This window comes from Luteimonas sp. A501 (assembly GCF_054052085.1).
Genome location: NZ_JBSVRI010000001.1, coordinates 44,672 through 60,659 on the forward strand (window position 1 = coordinate 44,672; position 15,988 = coordinate 60,659).

The window sequence follows — 15,988 nt, forward strand, 5'->3', positions numbered from 1 at the left end:
CCACCCCGTGCGGGCCGGGCTTTTGTGGGAGCCGCTATAGCGGCGAATGCGGCAAGCCACCACAGCCGTGGCTCCCATGCCACCATCCCCCGATGCCTCGAAATTCCCGCGATTCCGGCCCTTCCCCGCTGCACGCCATCCCCCGCCGCCCCCATGCCTGGGCCTGGCTCGCGCTGCTGCTGCACGCCGCCGTGGCCCTGGCCTGGTGGCAGCTGGGCTGGCGCTGGGGCCTGCCGCTGCTGCTCGTGCTTCACCTCGGCTTCGTCTGGGGCACGTTGCGGCCCGGATCGAGGCTGTTCGGCCCGGTCGCGACCCGCTTCGACACCGCCGCGCCGGAAGTCTGGCTGACCATCGACGACGGCCCGTCGCCGGATACACCGACGATCCTCGACCTGCTCGATGCCCACGGCGCGAAAGCCACCTTTTTCCTCGTCGGCGAACGCGCACAGGCGCGACCGGAGCTGGTGCGCGAAATCGCGACCCGCGGGCATGGCATCGGCAACCACAGCCACACCCACCCGCAGGCCCGCTTCTGGGCACTGGGACCGGCTGCGATGCGCCGCGAGATCCTCGATTGCCAGCAGGCGCTGACCGCGATCACCGGCACCGCGCCGCGCTGGTTCCGCGCCGTGGTCGGCCACGCCAATCCTTTCGTGCACGCGCCGCTGCGCGAGGCCGGCCTTGCCCGCCTGGCCTGGAACGCCCGCGGCTACGACGCCGTCGAATCCGACCCCGCCCGTGTCACCGGGCGCATTGCCCGCGACCTGGCACCTGGCGCGATCGTCCTGCTCCACGAAGGCGCTCCGCATGGCCGCAGCGTTGACACCGTGGCCGCGGTGCTCGAGGCACTGCGGCAATGGGGGTATCGGGCGGTGGTACCGGCGGCACGGTAGTCACGCCCACCAGTAGCGCACCAGGTGGAAGAACACCGGCGCTGCGAAGCAGACCGAATCCAGGCGGTCGAGCATGCCGCCATGGCCTTCGATCATGTGGCCCCAGTCCTTGATGCCGCGGTCGCGCTTGATCGCCGACATCACCAGGCCGCCGAAGAAGCCCATCAGGTTGATCGCCAGCGCCAGCAGGGCCGCCTGCAAGGGCGTGAACGGGGTGATCCACCACAGCGCGGCACCCAGCGCCGAGGCCGAGGCGACGCCGCCGATGAAACCTTCCACGGTCTTCGACGGCGACAGCCGGGGTGCGATCAGGCGGCGCCCGCAGAGCTTGCCCCACACGTACTGCAGCACGTCAGACGACTGCACCACGATCACCAGGAAGGCGATCAGCAGCAGGTTGCGGCCTTCATAGCCGTCGATTTGCAGGTTGAGCAGCGCCGGCACGTGGGAGATGCAGAACACGCTGACCATCAGTCCCCACTGCACTTTCGAGGTGCGCTCCAGGTAGCCGGTTGTATCGCCGCCGATGGTCGAAAGGATCGGCAGGAACAGGAACGCATAGACCGGGATCAGCAGCGTGTACATGCCGTACCAGTCGCTGTACACCAGCCAGTACTGGTAGGGCAGCACCACGTAGAACGCGGCCACCAGCGCCCAGTAGTCGCCGCGCCGGGTGGGCGTGAGGGTGATGAACTCGCGCAGGGCGAACAGCGAGATCAGCGCGAACAGCAGGGTCATGCCGATCCGCCCGCCGAGGAAGCCGAGCCCGACCACGGCCGCCATCACCCACCAGGCGCGGATGCGGGCGACGAGGTTGTCGATCACCGCGCTGGGGCCGTCGGCGCGCCAGCGCAGCGTCTCGGCGACCAGGGTGGCCACGACCAGCACTGCACCGATGCCTGCGAACAGCAGCGTGGTGTCGGAGAATCCCCGCAGCAGGTCGATCATGCCTGGCCCTCCGGCGTTGCCGCGTCGCCGGCATCGCTGCCCGCAAGCGCCATCAGCGAGGCGCGGGCCCGGTCCAGGAAGCCCTGCTTGTCCTCGCCCGGCACAAGCCGCATGGGGGTGCCGAAGCGCGCGGTGCACAGCAGCGGCAGCGGCAGCAGCCGGCCCTTGGGCATGACCCGGTGCAGGTTGTCGAGCCAGACCGGCACGAACTCCAGCTCCGGCCGCTGCCGGGCCAGGTGGTAGATGCCGCTCTTGAACGGCAGCAGCCCGTCACCGGTGTTGCGGGTGCCTTCGGGAAACAGGATCAGCGAGGCGTCGCCGTCCACCGCGTTGCACAGGGTCAGGATCGGATCCTCGCTGCGCTGCGCGGGGTCGCGTTCGATCAGCACACCGTTGAAGACGCGGTGGATGAGGTAGCGGCGCAGGCGGCTGCGGTTCCAGTAGTCGGCCCCCGCCACCGGGCGCACGCGCCGCCGCAGGCCGAAGGGCAGCGCCGACCAGATCATCACGAAATCGCCGTGGCTGGCGTGGTTGCCGAAGTACACCCGCCGGTCGGCAGACGGGCCGCAGCCCTCCCACAGCGCACGCGCACCGGTCAGGGCGCGGATTGCGCCGCTGAAGCCGCGTGCGATCAGGTCGTTCACCATGTGATTGCTCCTTTCCCCGTCGCGCTGTCAGGTGGCGGCCAGCCAGGCGGCCACCATCAGCAGTCCCTGCAGTGCCAGCAGCGCTGCCTGGCGGCGCATCCATCCGCGCGCACCGTGCCAGCGTTCGTTCCAGCCACGTGCATCCCCGGCCGGCCGGAAGCCGAGTGCCTGCAGGCTGGCGTCCAGCGCCTGCGCCGGATCCTTCTCATTGCCGGCCGAAAGTGACGCCAGCAGGTCGGCGTCGAAGTCGACCCGGATGGCGCAATAGAGCTGCGAGGCGGCCGCAAGCAGGCTGGCGGCCAGCAGCACCAGGACCAGCGCGTCCGCGGTCGGCACCACGGTTTGCAGCACCAGCCAGGCGGCGGCCAGCGCGGCCAGCCCCATGCTCACGCCGTGAAGGCGACGCCCCTGGCGCAGCAACGATGCCATCACCCGGAGGTCGAACGGCTTCATCGCGCGGATGCCTGCAGGCTCGACTGCGCCGGCTGTACCCGGCCGGCCCCGACCACGGCCTGCAGCGCGATGCAGTGGCCATCGCGCAGCACTACCTGTGGCCGCGCCGCGCGCACGCGGGCGATCGCCTCGTCCACGCTTGCCGCGCGCCCGCTTGCAAGCAGCCAGGCGGCCACCGACACCGCGCTGCGCGAGTAGCCCAGTGCGCAGCACACCAGCACCGGCCCGCGGGCGGCCGCGCGCTCGATGGCCTCCGCGGCCTCGCGCAGCGCGGCGGGTTCCGGAACCACCAGGTCGAGCATCGGGATGCTGCGGTCGCCCTCGCGCGCGCCGCCGGGCAGCGACAGCTCGGCGCACACGTCGACGACGGCCAGGCCCGCGCGCTCGCTGCGGCCGGGAATCCGCCCCAGCCACACGTCGTCGGCGACCTCGATCGGTGCCGGCTGCCGGCGCGTCCACCAGCGCGAGTTGATCCAGGCCGCGGCCAGGTAGGGCGCGTACAGCCAGCGCGCCGCGGTGCCAAGCCGTCCGTCCGCGCGCTTCTGGAAGCCAGCGGCACCCAGCAGCGCGTAATTGCACGCAACCAGCGCCAGCGACAGCGCCACCCAGCACAGCCACAGCCATCCCCCGCCTCCGGCCACCGCGAGCGCGGCGGCGGCGAGCGCCCCGGCCAGGTAGAGGGCCGCCAGCCGCCAGCGCACCGGATCGCGCGTCGGGCGAGCATCGCGCCAGGGTGCGCGTGCATTCCGGGGCCACAGCCACACGCACAGCCAGCCGGCGGCGATGCCGGTGGGGATGTCGATGAAATGGTGCTGGTAGGTGGTCAGCACCGACACGCACACCAGCGCGAACCACAGGTGCAGCGCCCATTGCCAGGCGCCGCGCAGATGGCGTGCATAGAGCGTCCACAGGATGACCGTCAGCGCCACGTGCAGCGAAGGCGCCTGGTTGTAGGGCCGGTCGAAGCCCTCCAGTGCGGCGAACATGGCCCCGAACAGGCCGTCGCTTGCCGGGCGCTCGAAGCTGAAGGCCAGCGGCCAGGCCAGGAAGCAGGTCACCGCCAGCAGCTGCACCGACAGCAGCCGCAGGCAGTGGGTGTCGAGCTCGCCGCGGTCGCGGCACAGGAAGGGCGAGGCGGCGTAGAACAGGTTGGTGGTCCAGTAGGGGACGATCGTCCAGGCCAGGAACGGCAGCGCGTGCTCCCAGTCGAACGCGATGTGCGGCACGTCCGCGCGCTGCGCGGCCATGGCGTTGGCCAGGCCGTAGCTCAGGTAGAAGAACGGGCCGAGGAAGGCGAGCCAGGCGAGCGCGCGCTTCCAGGGACGGGGCTGTGGCAGCGCGGCCACCTCAGGCGCCGATGCGCTGGGCCAGCGACACGGTGAAGATGCCCCAGCGGTCGATCCGCTGTTCGAGCTTGCGGAAGCCGGCCGCGGCCACCAGCTGGTCCATCTCGGCCTGGCTGCGCCGACGCATCACCCAGGCCGCGCCGCCGCGGTGGCTGGTCAGGGCGCGGGCGATGAACTCGAGCTGGGGATGCCAGGGCTGGCCGGTATAGACCAGGTAGCCGCCGGGCGGCACCGCGTCGGCCAGCCCGCCAAGCGATTCGCGCAGCAGGGCGTTGTCCGGGAACAGTTCGTAGAGGCCGGAGACGATGGCCAGGGTCGGGGCCGGATCGAGTGCCGCCAGCGAGGCGCGGTCGAAGGCGTCGCCGGGCTCGAAGGCGGCGATGTCGCCGGCACCCAGGGCCTGGATCAAGGCCCGGCCCTTCTCCACGTTGAGCGCGCTGTAGTCGCGCAGCAGGATGCGGTCGGCACGCTCGTCCTGTCCGGCCAGGGCTTCGAGCGCATAGCGGCCGTGGCCGGCGGCGATGTCCACCGCCACCACCGGCCTGCCTTCGGCGCGCAGCCGGCGCATGGCCTCGCCGAGCAGCTCGTGCAGGTGCTCGCGGCGCACGCGGATGCCGCGCCAGCCGATCGCGCCCAGGTAGTTGCGGTCGACCATGCGGCCCAGCGGGCCGGCGCCGCGGGCCTGGTTTTCGTACACGTAGTCCAGCGTGCTGCCGGAGTCGAAGCCGGTGTCGAGGCCGAGCCGGATGCCGCGCGACAGGCGGCCGCCCAGGCGCAGGCCCGCGCGCGTGGCGCGCCAGTACAGGTCCTTTGCCGACCAGCGCCGCGGCGGCCAGGCCAGCACCTGCGACTCGTCGAAGCTGGCGCCGTGGCGGTGGGCGTCGAGCAGCGAGGGTGTGGGCGCAACGTCTTCGGCGAAGCGCGCCTGCAGGAAGCCGCGGATCTTCTCCACCGCCACCGCGCGGTCGCGCTCGCCCAGGGTGTCGTGGAAGAAGCCGGGCAGAAGGTGCCGCTCCTTGACGTGCGAGCCCAGGCGTTCGAAGAACCGGTCCTGCGGCGCCCGATGGACGACGAAGTCGGAACCCGAGACCAGCAGTTGGGTCGGGGTGATGATCGCGCTGGCATCGTCGACGATGCGTTCGGCGGCGTCGTACAGGCCTAGCAGCACCCGCACCGAGATCGGCCGCGTGATCAGCGGGTCGGTGCGGTAGCTGGCGATACGCTCCGGATCGTGGGTGAGGAACTGCGGCTTGACGTAGCTGTTGACGAAGAAGTTGCCGCGCAGCGCCTGCAGCAGGCGCAGGCCGGGAATCGCGAAGGGCACGTACAGCTTGACCCGGAACGCGGGCGAGGCCAGCACCAGCGCCCGCAGGCGCGGCGCGTAGTCGTGCGCCCAGGCGGCGGCCACCACCGCGCCCACGCTCTGCGCCACTACCGCCATGCGCTGGTGGGCGATGCCGTGTTCGCTCCCGATCCACGCCGCGAAGCAGTCGAGGTCGCGCACCAGCGTCTCGAAGCCGGGCGCATCGCCGCGCGCGCCGGGCGAGCGGCCGTTGCCGCGCGCGTCCCAGGCGAACACGTCGTGGCCGGGCATCTGCAGCTCGTCGGCCAGGTGCGCCATCCGCCCGGAATGTTCGTGCCCGCGATGCAGCAGCACGATCGCCCCCTGCGAGGGACCGCTTGCCGGCCAGTGGCGGTAGTAGAGGCGTTCGCCGTCGCAGCCGGGGAAGTCCAGCTCCCTGTATTCGCGCATCCGTTTCACTCTCCGTGTGCAAGGAAGGCTTCGCGTGCCCCCCGCATGCCTGCGTTGATGCGGCGCCCGATCGTCGGCAGGCACAGCGCCGCCACGATCGCTACCGCGATGTTCACGGCGCTGCCGCCGATCCAGCCCATGGCCAGCAGCAAGCCGACGAGTCCGACCACGAACGCGCGGTCGCTCTTGCCCATCGGACCTTCGTAGCGCCTGCCGCCTCCAACCATCAGTCCCAGCACGCCCGCGTACTCGGTCAGCAGGGCCAGCAGCACCATCAGCCAGAGCAGGTGCGCCTGTACCCCGGGCACTGCCAGCAGGCAGAGGTACAGGGCCGCGTCCGCGATCACGTCGCACAGCTCGTTGAGGTACGCGCCGAGCGGCGACTGCTGGCCGAACTCGCGCGCCAGCATGCCGTCCACCGCGTTGAGCGCCATCCGCAGCAGCATCCACAGCGGCAGCATCAGGTACAGCAGCGCTTGCGCCGGTGCGGCGCTGAACACCACCCATGCCACCAGCAGCGACAGCGCCGCGGCGGCCAGCGTCACCTGGTTGGCGGTGACGCCGATGCGCGCGAGCAGGCGCACGCCGGGCCGCAGCAGGTCCTGGAAACGTCCCTTCAGAAGATAGATCGACATCCCGCTGCGCTCCCCACGCTGGGGCTGGAAGCGGGCAAGACTACACGAGCCGGCCATCCCGCCGGTCAGCGCCGTTCGGCCACCACCAGCCAGTTGTTGAACGGCGTATTGCCGTACAGCGGCCTGAACTCCACCGACAGCCCCGCATCGGCCAGCTGCGACTCCAGCTCCAGTCGCGTCGGGTAGCGCTTGGGTACTTCCTGCATCCAGCCGGCCAGGTGCGCCAGGCGGTCGGTGATGCGGGTGGTGCGGCCGCGGCCGGTGTCGTCGCCCAGGCCGCTGCGGATGACCAGTTTCGCCCCGGGCACCAGCATCGCGACCGCGTCGGCCAGCAGGGCGCGCTGGGCTTCGGCATCGAGGTACTGCAGCACGTCGAGGATCGCCACGCTGCCGCGGTGCGGCGGCCAGCCCCGGGCCAGGTCCACCACTTCGAAGCGGGCCTTGGCGGCCAGTCCGTTGCGTCCGGCAATGGCCTGGCCGCGGCGGATCTTGTCGGCGTCGATGTCCACGCCGTGCCATTCCATCGACTGCCCGTCCAGGCGCAGCGCGTGCAGCAGCAGGCCCAGGCCGCAGCCGAGGTCGAGTACCGGTGCGCTGGTGCCGCGCAGCGCGTCGAGCACGCCGGGATACAGCGGGTCGGTGCGCAGCTTGGTCAGCGTATAGAAATAGTCGTAGCGGTTGCCGTAGAAGCGCCGGGGCAGGAAGGCGCGGGCAATGGCGCGCGCTTCGTCCGGCGGGAAGGGCGCGATGGCGGAGCGGGTGGTCATGGCGTCGTTCCTGGCGGCTGCAGCAGGCGGCGCGCGACCGGCAGGGCCAGGCGCGTCCACTCGACATACATGGCGGCGGAAGGATGCAGGCCGTCGTCGGCCAGCATCGCGGGTTCGCCACCGCGTTCGCGGCTGACCCGGGTGATGTCGACGAAGGCAACGTCGCGTGCTTCGCAGATCGCGCGCGCCGCTCCGTTGCAGGCGTCCAGCTCGCGCGCAATCACATCGAGGTCGCGTTCCGGGGCGGCGGCGAACGGGGTCACGCCCCAGTCCGGGATCGACAGCACCAGCACGCGCCCGGGACGGCCGCCGGCAAAGCCGATGCTGCGTTCGAGCAGCGCGGTGAACCCGTGCGCATAGTCGTCGACATCGCGTCCGCGGTACTGGTTGTTGACGCCGATCAGCAGGCTGGCGAAGTCGAAGGGGCCGCGCGGGTCGGCGGCGTCGATCGCGGCGTCCAGTTCGTCAGTGGTCCAGCCGGTGGCGGCGATGGTCAGCGGGTCTTCAAGGGCGATGCCGTCGGCGCGCAGCGCGCGGGCGAGCTGGTGGGGCCAGCGGTCGGCGGGTTCGACGCCTTCGCCGATGGTGTAGGAGTCGCCGAGGGCGAGGTAGGAGAGGGGCATCCGGGTCAGGCCGTCGCGGGATCGATCGCGGCTGTAGCCGCTCTCGCAGGTGTCGCCGCCGCGGCGCGGCGGGCCAGCACGCGGTCGATGCGCCGGAACACTTCGCGCAGCTGCTCCGGCTCGGGCAGCAGGGTGACGCGGAAATGGTTGCGGTAGGGCACGTTGAAGCTCGAGCCCGGTACCACCAGCACGTGCTCGGTCTCCATCAGTTCCAGCGCAAACGCATGGTCGTCGAAACACTGCGCCGCCGGGCCAACCACGCCGGGAAAGGCGTACAGCGCGCCGTCGGGCACCTGCAGCTCCAGGTGGGGACTGGCCGCGCAGGCTTCGGCCACGATGCGCCGCGCCTCGTGCAGGCGGCCGCCGGGCGCCACCAGCGGGCCGATGGTGTCGAGCCCGGACAGCGCCGCAGGCACCGCGAACTGCCCCGGCACGTTCGCGCACAGGCGCAGCGCGCCGAGCAGGTCGATGGCATGGCGATAGTCGCGCGTCGCACCGGCATCGCCTGACAGCACTGCCCAGCCGATGCGCCAGCCGCAGGCGCGGTGCACCTTGCTCAGGCCGCCGAAGGACAGGCAGGGCACGTCGCCGGCGATCGGCGCCAGCGGTTCGAAGCGCGCGTCGTCGTAGGTGATGCCGTCGTAGATCTCGTCGGCCATCAGCAGCAGGCCGTGGCGACGGGCGACGTCGGCGATGCGCTCCAGCAGCGCGCGCGGATAGCTGGCGCCGGTGGGATTGTTGGGGTTGATCAGCACGATCGCGCGCGTGCGCGGCGACACCAGCGCCTCGATCTCGTCGGGATCGGGCAGGAAGCCGTTCTCGGCACGGCAGGGGTAGTACACCGGGCGGCCGTCGTTGAGGATGGTCGAGGCCGACCACAGCGGGTAGTCGGGGGAGGGCAGCAGCACCTCGTCGCCGGGGTTGAGCAGGGCGCGCAGGCTGATGTCGATCAGCTCGCTGACGCCGTTGCCGATGAAGACGTCGTCGGCCGACACGCCGGCCGCGCCGCGCGCGGCGTGATGGGCCGCGATCGCTTCGCGCGCCGCCGGCAGGCCCTGCTGGTGCGCGTAGGGATCGGTGTCGTGGATGTGGTCGGCGATCGCGCGCTGCATGTGCTCCGGCGCGCGGAAGCCGAAGGCGCCGGGGTTGCCGATGTTGAGCTTGATCAGCACGTGCCCGTCGGCCTCGAGTTCGCGGGCGCGGCGCGCGAGCTCGCCGCGGATCTCGTAGCGCACCTCGGACAGGCGTTCACGGGTGGCGAGCGGCGGCTTTGGCATGCGGGGCGGTCGGCGCGGGCGGACGGCAGAGACTAGCGGAATTGCATGTGCGAGTCGCCGCCGGGGCCGGCGCCGAAGCGTGGGCATGCCGGGTCCGCCGGTGGCGGCTGCGCGGCCGGCAGCAGGGCCATCAGGCTGCGCGCCGCGTGGCGGGCGACCCGCTCCAGCTCGGCGGCGGGGGTGGCGTCACCCACCTCGTAGGTGACCGCGGGCGCGCCGAGGCGGCAGAACGCCCAGTTCTTGAACACCGGCGAGCGGGCGCTGGACGGCTTCTCCTCGATGTCGAAGCCGGCCTGCATCGCCGCCATCCATGCGTGCAGCACGCCGCCCGGCGCGCGCGAAGGGTCCTCGGCCACGGTGTAGAACACGTCGCGGACGGTCGAATGGAAGTCGATCGCGAAGGCGACGCGGCCGGCGCCGATGCCGCGTGCGGCCAGCAATTCGCGCAGCGCGCGCGTTTCCGGCTGCGCGAACGGCCCCCAGTCGCGGTTGAGGTCGACGCCGTTGGCATTGCCGCGCCAGTGGCCCTCGACCACGCCGTCGGGGTTCAGCAGCGGCACCACCAGCACGCGCATGCGGTCGCGGAACGCGCGCGCGTCCGGCGTGTCGGCGGCCAGCGCCTCGACGAACCCGGTCAGCGCCTGGGTGCCGGTGTTCTCCGGTGGATGCTGGCGCCCGAGCACCAGCAGCACCGGTGCGTCGCCGTCGGCGCCGAATTCGAACGCCTGCAGCGCTCGGCCCTGGACCGAGGTGCCGAAGGTGCGCGGCTCGAGGCCGAGCCGCCCGGCGACGTCCGCTGACCAGGCCTCGAAGTCCGCGGGCAGGAACGGCGGCTGTGCCGACACGTGCAGGGCGCCCGCTTCGAGCTGCAACCGCAGATGGGCGACGCCTTCGTCATCGACCCGGAACTCGTCGGCGCCGGCTTCGCGCCATGCGCGGCCATCGGCGCTGAGCTTGGGCACGTAGCGGTGGCGATGGCCATGGGCGTAGGCGAAGCGCAGCTCCAGGGTGCGCGGTGCGTCGGCGTGGATGCGGAAGCCATACCAGGCGCTGGGATTGACCGGCTCCGTTTCCGGCGCGATGTCGATCCGGTAGCGGCCCTCGCCCAGGCGCGCGACGCCCGACAGCCGCGCCGCGGGCAGCAGGTTGTCGAAACGCAGGCCGTCCGCGTCGAAGCGCCAGGCCTTGCGGACCTGGACCGCCGCCTGCGATGTGCCGGCCGGCGCCGAGGCCGGGGGTGTGTCCGCAGCGGCTGCAGGCGGCGGATCGATCGGCTGGCGCGACGCGCAGCCGGCCACGAGCAGCGCCAGCGTGGCGGGCAGCCAGCGGGCGGTGCGCACGGCCGCGCGGTCGCGGCGCTGCGGGCGTTCGTCGGTGGAAGGCGTCATCTGGAATCCATGCGGGACAGTGACGCGCGATGGTCGCAGGCGCACCCGGGCCTGCCAAGCCGGCGACGCCGTCCGGACGGTAGAATCGCGGCCATGACCTCCCGCCGACCCCGCGCTTGAATCCCGCCGCCGCCGGACTGCAGGCCATCGGCTGGCGGGCCGGCATCGATCCGCGCTGGCAGCAGGCGATGGCCGCGCATCCGCAGGCGCAGCCCGCGCGCGTGGTCGAGCAGCACCGCTCGGGCTACGTGGTGGCGACCGGTCCCGGCGACGGCGTCGCGGTGGAGTCGCTGCCCGAATGGCAGCGCCCGGTCGGCTATCGCAAGGGCACGGTGGCGCCGGAGGACCGGCCAGCGGTCGGCGACTGGGTGCTGGTCGAGGAGGGCAAGCGCATCGTCGCCCTGCTGCCGCGCCGCAGCGCGATCAAGCGCGGCGCCGCCGGCGAGCACTACCGGCAGCAGCTGATCGCCGCCAATGTCGACGTGGCCTTCGTGGTCTGCGGCCTGGACGGCGACTTCAATCCGCGCCGCATCGAGCGCTACCTGCTCCTGGTGCAGGGCAGCGGCGCGCAGCCGGTGGTAGTGCTGACCAAGGCCGACCAGCCTGGCGCCGACGCGGCCGCGGCGCGCGTCGCGCTGGCCGCCATCGAAGCCCTGGGCGTGCCCGCGGTGGCGGTGAACGCGAAGGACGCTGCGGCGGCCGCGGCGCTCTCGCCCTGGCTGCATCCGGGTGACACCGCGGTGCTGGTGGGTAGCTCCGGCGCCGGCAAGTCCACGCTGACCAACACCCTGCTCGGCAGCGACCGGATGAAGACCGCCGCGGTGCGCGAGCACGATGCCCGCGGCCGCCACACCACCACCCACCGCGCGCTGATCCCGCTGCCTTCCGGAGCCTGCCTGATCGACACACCGGGCATGCGCGAGCTCAAGCCCACCGGCGAGGAGGAGCTCGCCGACGGCGGCTTCGCCGACATCGAGGCGCTGGCCGCCGAATGCCGGTTCCGCGACTGCGCGCACGGTCGCGAGCCCGGCTGCGCGCTGCGCGCGGCGATCGCCAGCGGGGTGCTGGACGAAGGCCGCTTCCTCAACTACCTGAAGCTTGGCGGCGAGCTCGCCGCCGCCTCGGACCGGCTGGCCTCGCGCCTGGCCGACCGGCAGGTCGCGAAGCTGCCTTCGCGTACCCCGCAGAAGCGGTCGGACGACCGCCCGGGCAAGCGCTGAGGCGTGGACGCCGCGTCGCCCGAGCTCGCACGCCACGCCGCGCTCGACGCACGCATGGTCGCGGCGGCACGCGGGATCCGGGTGCTGACGCTGGCAAGCTGGCCGGCGTCGGTGCAGCACGGTTTCCTTGCCGGCCTCGCGCAGGGCCGGCTGCAACTGCCGCGGGTCGACTATCCCCGCCACGATTTCAGCGACGCTCGCCGCGAGCTGGGGGCCGTCGCCGATGCCGCCGACCCGGCGCATCCGCTCGGCCGTTACCTGGTCGACTCGGCGCGGCAGTGGGACGTGGCCGCGCGCATGCTGGAAGCGCTGGGCACGCCCGAGGCCGGCGCGCTGTCGGTGGCGCTGTACGGCCGTCCGGACGACCCGCTGCCCGGCGGCGGGCCGAGCACGCGCGACGCCGCGCGGCATTTCATCGACATCGCCAACGAGCTCGACCGCGAACTGCTGGCGCCGGAAGAGCAGGTCGCGATCTCGGCCACCGCGCTGCAGTTGCAGCTGCAGAACGCGCTGGACGCCTTCTTCGGCGGGCGCGTGGTGGCGGTGGAACTGGACCCGGACATGATCGCCAAGGCGGCGGCCGGCGCGTACCGCATCCGCCTGCGCACCGGTGCGGCCTACACCGACTACGACCGCCGCCAGCTGCTGCACCACGAGGCGCTGGTGCATTCGCTGACCGCGCTCAACGGCCGCGACCAGGTGCGGCTGCCGAGCCTGGCGATGTCCTCGCCGCGCATCACCGCCACCCAGGAAGGGCTGGCGGTGCTGGCCGAGCAGATCACCGGCAGCATCGACATCGAACGCATGAAGCGCATCAGCCTGCGCACCGAGGCCATCGCGATGGCGATGGAGGGCGCGGACTTCCTGCAGGTGTTCGGGTATTTCCGCGATGCCGGCCAGGAGGCGGCGGAGAGCTTCTCCTCGGCCCAGCGCGTGTTCCGCGGGGTGCCGGTGGCCGGCGGCGCGGCGTTCGCCAAGGACACGGTCTACCTGCGCGGGCTGGTCGAGGTGCATACCTTCTTCCGCCACGCGCTGCGCGACGGCCGCCTGCGCCAGTGCCGGCGCCTGTTCGCCGGCAAGATGACGCTCGACGACGTGCAGGCCTTCGATCCGCTGTTCGATGCCGGGGTGCTCGCGCCGCCGCGCTGGCTGCCCGACTGGGTGGCGCGCGCGAACGGCCTGGCCGGGCAGCTGGCGTTCTCGTTGTTCGCCAACCGCATCCGGCTGGACCGGCTGTCGGCTGCCACCGAACCGGGCAGCGGCGGCGCCGGCTAGCCGACGCCCGGGCGCGCGTCGCGCAGCGCCTTCGCGAACACGGCCAGGAAGCGGCGCGCGGCTTCCGACGGCGGGCGGTCCTCGAGGTGCACGCACTGCACCTTGAAACGCAGCGGCGGCGAGAACGGGCGGTGCGACACCGCCGGGCCGGCGGCCGCGCGCGCGGTGAACTCGTCCACCACCGCCATGCCCACGCCGTGCCGCGCCAGCTCGGCGGCGATGTAGAAGGTCTGGTTGGAGACCACTTCGTTGACCGTGATGTCCTGGCGCTGCAGCTCGCGGTTGAGCAGGTCGCCCACCGGCCCGCCCGTGGTCAGGCCCACCAGGTCCCGTCCGTCGAGGACCCGCAGCGGCACGTGCTCGCCGACGCCGGGCAGGGCGGCGGGCTGGTACAGCAGCATCAGCTCGCCGGTGTCGATGTCGCGGCGCTTCATCCTCGGGTGCATGGGCGGGTCATAGGCGATGGCGATGTCGCAGCTGCGCTCGTACAGGGCCTGGAACAGCGCGTCGTGGTGCAGCGTCTGCACGTCGAAGGTGACGTCGGGATGGCGCGCGCGGAAGCGCGCGATCGCCAGCGGCGCGACGTGCAGCCCCAGCGAGGGCACGACCGCCAGGCGGATGCGGCCGCCGGCGAGGCTGCGCAGGTTGACGACCGTCTTCTGCAGCGAGGTCAGCCGGCTGAAGACCTCGGACACTTCGACGAACAGCGCGTGCGCCTGGTCGGTGGCGACCAGCCTGCCGCGCACAAGGCGGAACAGCTCCAGGCCCAGCTGCTGCTGGGTGTGCTGCAGCACCTTGCTGACCGAAGGCTGCGAGACGTGCAGGGCGCGCGCCGCGGCGCTGATGGAGCCGGAGGTGTAGACGGCGTGGAACACCTCGATCTGGCGGAAGCGCATGGCGGTGCGGCACTCCTGGATGGCAGCGGGCATGATCGTCGCCCGCCCGCCGCCTGTCGCGTGACTAAGGTTGTGCCGCGGTGCCCTCGCGGCGCGGATCGGCGGCGCCGCGCAGTACGCCGCCGCTCCGCGCCACGCCGTGCAGGCCCGAGTCCTCGCCGGCGCCCGCGACGATATCGATGCCACGGGCGGACAGCGCCGCGCGCAGCGCCGGCGCGAACGCGTCCGCTTCGCCGTTGAAGCGCGCCCCGCGCGCGACCAGGTTGGGCAGCGCGACCGCGTCCTGCAGCGGCAGGTCCCAGTACAGCCACCCGACCAGGGCCTTGGCGATGTAGGCCGGGATCGCATTGCCGCCTGGCGAGCCGATGGCGCCGGCGAAGCCGCCGTCGCGGTCGAGCACGATCACCGGCGACATCGACGAGCGCGGACGCTTGCCGGGCGCGATCGCGTTGGCCGCCGTCGCGCCGGGCCCCCAGGAAAAATCGGTCAGCTGGTTGTTGAGCAGCATGCCGCCGACCACGCGCCCGGAGCCGAAATAGGATTCGATGGTGGTGGTCATCGACACTGCGTTGCCGGCGGCGTCGACCACGACGAAGTGGCTGGTGCCGGCGGGCTCGTCGGTGGCGTCGGCCCCGTGCGCGGGCGCGCCGGGCGGCTGGCCGTGCGCGGGCCGCCCCGCCGCGGCATGCGTGCCGATCAGATCGCGGCGCCCGGCGATGTACTCGGGGTCGAGCAGGCCGGCCGCCGGCACCGGGCTGAAGCGGGGGTCGCCGACGTAGTGGTCGCGGTCGGCATACATCAGGCGGCTGGCTTCGGCGAACAGGAACCACGCCTGCGGATCGTCGGGGCCGCGCTCGGCGATGTCGGTGCCGTCGAGAAGCAGCATGAGCTGCAGCAGGCCGACGCCGCTTGCCGGCGGCGGTGCCGCGCACACCACCCGGGCACGTAGCGGGCGGCAGATCGCGTCGCTGCGCTCGGCGCCGCCGTGCCGCAGGTCGCCCGGGGTGACGCGGGCGCCATGGGGCGGCTCCGCGACGCGCGCAAGCAGGGCGTCGGCCAGCGGTCCCGAGCGCAGCGCCCCGCTGCCGCGTACGGCGATCGTGCGCAGGCTGGCGGCGTAGGCCGGATTGCGGAAGGTGTCGCCGACGCGCAGCGGGCTGCCGTCGGCGGCGGCGAACAGCGCCACCACGTCGGGCGCGGACGCCTGCGGGAAGTCGCCGGCGATGTGGCGGTGCAGGCGCGGCGTCACCGCGAAGCCGCGCTCGGCCTGCGCCGCCGTGGATTCGAACAGCGTCGACCAGTCCAGCACGCCGTGTTCGCCATGCGCGAGTTCAAGCGCGTGCAACGCGCCGGGGACGCCCGTGGCGCGCCCGCTCAGCATCGCGTCGGCGCGCGACAGGACGTGCCCGTCGTCGTCGGTGAACATGCCCGGGCCGGCGGCCATGGGGGCGCGCTCGCGGCCGATCCAGCTGTCCACGCGCCCCGAGTCCGCGTCGTAGTGCAGCACGATGGCGCCGCCCAGCAGGCCCGAACTCTGCGGCTCGACCAGGCCGAGCATGGCCTGGACGGCGACCGCGGCATCGATCGCGCTGCCGCCGCGGCGGAGCACCTCCAGGCCGGCTTCGGTCGCCAGCGGGTGCGCGCTGCTGACAAGCCCGGCCGCGGAGGCGTTGGCGTCGGCGACGGCGACGGCGGCCGGCGGCACGGGCGCGACGACGCCTGCGCCTGCGCCGGTGCCGCAGGCGACGAGGCAGGACACGGACAGCGAGGCAAGCGCGCGGTATGCCGTGGAGAGCGATGCGTGCAGCGACGACGAGGCCAAGGGCGGGCTCCTGCGGAGGCCGGCGGCGGGCACGTCGCCGGAGGG

The 15,988-nt window shown here is 72.7% G+C and carries 15 protein-coding genes; 3 read left to right on the forward strand and 12 right to left on the reverse strand.

The genetic code is table 11. The annotated features are described in order from the left end of the window. Positions 1-92: 92 nt before the first annotated feature. Positions 93-893, forward strand: coding sequence for a polysaccharide deacetylase family protein (locus ACW7G5_RS00230; RefSeq protein WP_457000797.1), 801 nt, complete (start codon positions 93-95; stop codon positions 891-893). Here ACW7G5_RS00230 and ACW7G5_RS00235 read toward each other — a convergent pair whose 3' ends face one another. From ACW7G5_RS00235 to ACW7G5_RS00280, 10 genes are all read right to left on the reverse strand, one after another. Continuing rightward, entirely contained in the window at positions 894-1,841 is a 948-nt protein-coding gene (locus ACW7G5_RS00235) for a phosphatidate cytidylyltransferase (protein WP_457000799.1), read from the reverse strand. Next, positions 1,838-2,488 carry a lysophospholipid acyltransferase family protein gene (locus tag ACW7G5_RS00240; protein WP_457000801.1) on the reverse strand — a complete coding sequence of 217 codons (651 nt, stop codon included), beginning with the start codon at positions 2,486-2,488 and terminating at the stop codon, positions 1,838-1,840. The genes ACW7G5_RS00235 and ACW7G5_RS00240 overlap by 4 nt, the downstream gene beginning before the upstream one ends. Before the next feature lie 27 nt (positions 2,489-2,515). Continuing rightward, positions 2,516-2,941 carry a hypothetical protein gene (locus ACW7G5_RS00245; protein WP_457000803.1) on the reverse strand — a complete coding sequence of 142 codons (426 nt, stop codon included), beginning with the start codon at positions 2,939-2,941 and terminating at the stop codon, positions 2,516-2,518. Then, positions 2,938-4,278, reverse strand: a complete 1,341-nt coding sequence (locus ACW7G5_RS00250; RefSeq protein WP_457002782.1) for a phosphatase PAP2/dual specificity phosphatase family protein — start codon at positions 4,276-4,278, stop codon at positions 2,938-2,940. Before ACW7G5_RS00250 ends, ACW7G5_RS00245 begins: the two co-directional genes overlap by 4 nt. A 10-nt stretch (positions 4,279-4,288) precedes the next feature. After that, positions 4,289-6,040: a bifunctional alpha/beta hydrolase/class I SAM-dependent methyltransferase gene (locus ACW7G5_RS00255; protein WP_457000805.1), complete on the reverse strand. Its 1,752-nt coding sequence runs from the start codon at positions 6,038-6,040 to the stop codon at positions 4,289-4,291. Positions 6,041-6,045: 5 nt separating this feature from the next. Beyond that, positions 6,046-6,675 (reverse strand): CDP-alcohol phosphatidyltransferase family protein, encoded by a 630-nt coding sequence (locus tag ACW7G5_RS00260; RefSeq protein ID WP_457000806.1) that lies wholly within the window; start codon positions 6,673-6,675, stop codon positions 6,046-6,048. A gap of 65 nt (positions 6,676-6,740) precedes the next feature. After that, on the reverse strand, positions 6,741-7,442 hold the full coding sequence (locus tag ACW7G5_RS00265) for a methyltransferase domain-containing protein (protein ID WP_457000808.1): 702 nt from the start codon (positions 7,440-7,442) through the stop codon (positions 6,741-6,743). After that, entirely contained in the window at positions 7,439-8,065 is a 627-nt protein-coding gene (locus ACW7G5_RS00270; protein WP_457000810.1) for an SGNH/GDSL hydrolase family protein, read from the reverse strand. Before ACW7G5_RS00270 ends, ACW7G5_RS00265 begins: the two co-directional genes overlap by 4 nt. A 5-nt stretch (positions 8,066-8,070) precedes the next feature. Continuing rightward, positions 8,071-9,342, reverse strand: coding sequence for an aminotransferase class I/II-fold pyridoxal phosphate-dependent enzyme (locus ACW7G5_RS00275; RefSeq protein ID WP_457000812.1), 1,272 nt, complete (start codon positions 9,340-9,342; stop codon positions 8,071-8,073). 32 nt (positions 9,343-9,374) lie between these two features. After that, entirely contained in the window at positions 9,375-10,730 is a 1,356-nt protein-coding gene (locus ACW7G5_RS00280; protein WP_457000814.1) for a M14 family metallopeptidase, read from the reverse strand. 116 nt (positions 10,731-10,846) lie between these two features. Here ACW7G5_RS00280 and rsgA point away from each other — a divergent pair, with 116 nt between their 5' ends. Both rsgA and ACW7G5_RS00290 read left to right on the forward strand, forming a co-directional pair. After that, the gene (rsgA, locus tag ACW7G5_RS00285; RefSeq protein ID WP_457000816.1) at positions 10,847-11,950 is read left to right on the forward strand and encodes a ribosome small subunit-dependent GTPase A; all 1,104 of its coding nucleotides are present in this window, start codon (positions 10,847-10,849) and stop codon (positions 11,948-11,950) included. A gap of 54 nt (positions 11,951-12,004) precedes the next feature. Next, a complete protein-coding gene (locus ACW7G5_RS00290) occupies positions 12,005-13,225 on the forward strand; it encodes a flavohemoglobin expression-modulating QEGLA motif protein (RefSeq protein ID WP_457002784.1) in 1,221 nt (406 codons plus the stop codon). Here ACW7G5_RS00290 and ACW7G5_RS00295 read toward each other — a convergent pair. After that, positions 13,222-14,154, reverse strand: a complete 933-nt coding sequence (locus ACW7G5_RS00295) for a LysR family transcriptional regulator (protein WP_457000818.1) — start codon at positions 14,152-14,154, stop codon at positions 13,222-13,224. The genes ACW7G5_RS00290 and ACW7G5_RS00295 overlap by 4 nt on opposite strands. 31 nt (positions 14,155-14,185) lie before the next feature. Further along, positions 14,186-15,943, reverse strand: a complete 1,758-nt coding sequence (locus ACW7G5_RS00300) for a gamma-glutamyltransferase family protein (protein ID WP_457000820.1) — start codon at positions 15,941-15,943, stop codon at positions 14,186-14,188. Between the last annotated feature and the right edge of the window lie 45 nt (positions 15,944-15,988).

Excerpts from the sequence above, each read along its gene's own strand:
- ACW7G5_RS00230 (WP_457000797.1), top strand. The coding sequence starts at position 93 with ATGCCTCGAAATTCCCGCGATTCCGGCCCTTCCCCGCTGCACGCCATC.
- ACW7G5_RS00235 (WP_457000799.1), bottom strand. The coding sequence starts at position 1,841 with ATGATCGACCTGCTGCGGGGATTCTCCGACACCACGCTGCTGTTCGCA.
- ACW7G5_RS00240 (WP_457000801.1), bottom strand. The coding sequence starts at position 2,488 with ATGGTGAACGACCTGATCGCACGCGGCTTCAGCGGCGCAATCCGCGCC.
- ACW7G5_RS00245 (WP_457000803.1), bottom strand. The coding sequence starts at position 2,941 with ATGAAGCCGTTCGACCTCCGGGTGATGGCATCGTTGCTGCGCCAGGGG.
- ACW7G5_RS00255 (WP_457000805.1), bottom strand. The coding sequence starts at position 6,040 with ATGCGCGAATACAGGGAGCTGGACTTCCCCGGCTGCGACGGCGAACGC.
- ACW7G5_RS00260 (WP_457000806.1), bottom strand. The coding sequence starts at position 6,675 with ATGTCGATCTATCTTCTGAAGGGACGTTTCCAGGACCTGCTGCGGCCC.
- ACW7G5_RS00265 (WP_457000808.1), bottom strand. The coding sequence starts at position 7,442 with ATGACCACCCGCTCCGCCATCGCGCCCTTCCCGCCGGACGAAGCGCGC.
- ACW7G5_RS00270 (WP_457000810.1), bottom strand. The coding sequence starts at position 8,065 with ATGCCCCTCTCCTACCTCGCCCTCGGCGACTCCTACACCATCGGCGAA.
- ACW7G5_RS00275 (WP_457000812.1), bottom strand. The coding sequence starts at position 9,342 with ATGCCAAAGCCGCCGCTCGCCACCCGTGAACGCCTGTCCGAGGTGCGC.
- ACW7G5_RS00280 (WP_457000814.1), bottom strand. The coding sequence starts at position 10,730 with ATGACGCCTTCCACCGACGAACGCCCGCAGCGCCGCGACCGCGCGGCC.
- ACW7G5_RS00290 (WP_457002784.1), top strand. The coding sequence starts at position 12,005 with ATGGTCGCGGCGGCACGCGGGATCCGGGTGCTGACGCTGGCAAGCTGG.
- ACW7G5_RS00295 (WP_457000818.1), bottom strand. The coding sequence starts at position 14,154 with ATGCCCGCTGCCATCCAGGAGTGCCGCACCGCCATGCGCTTCCGCCAG.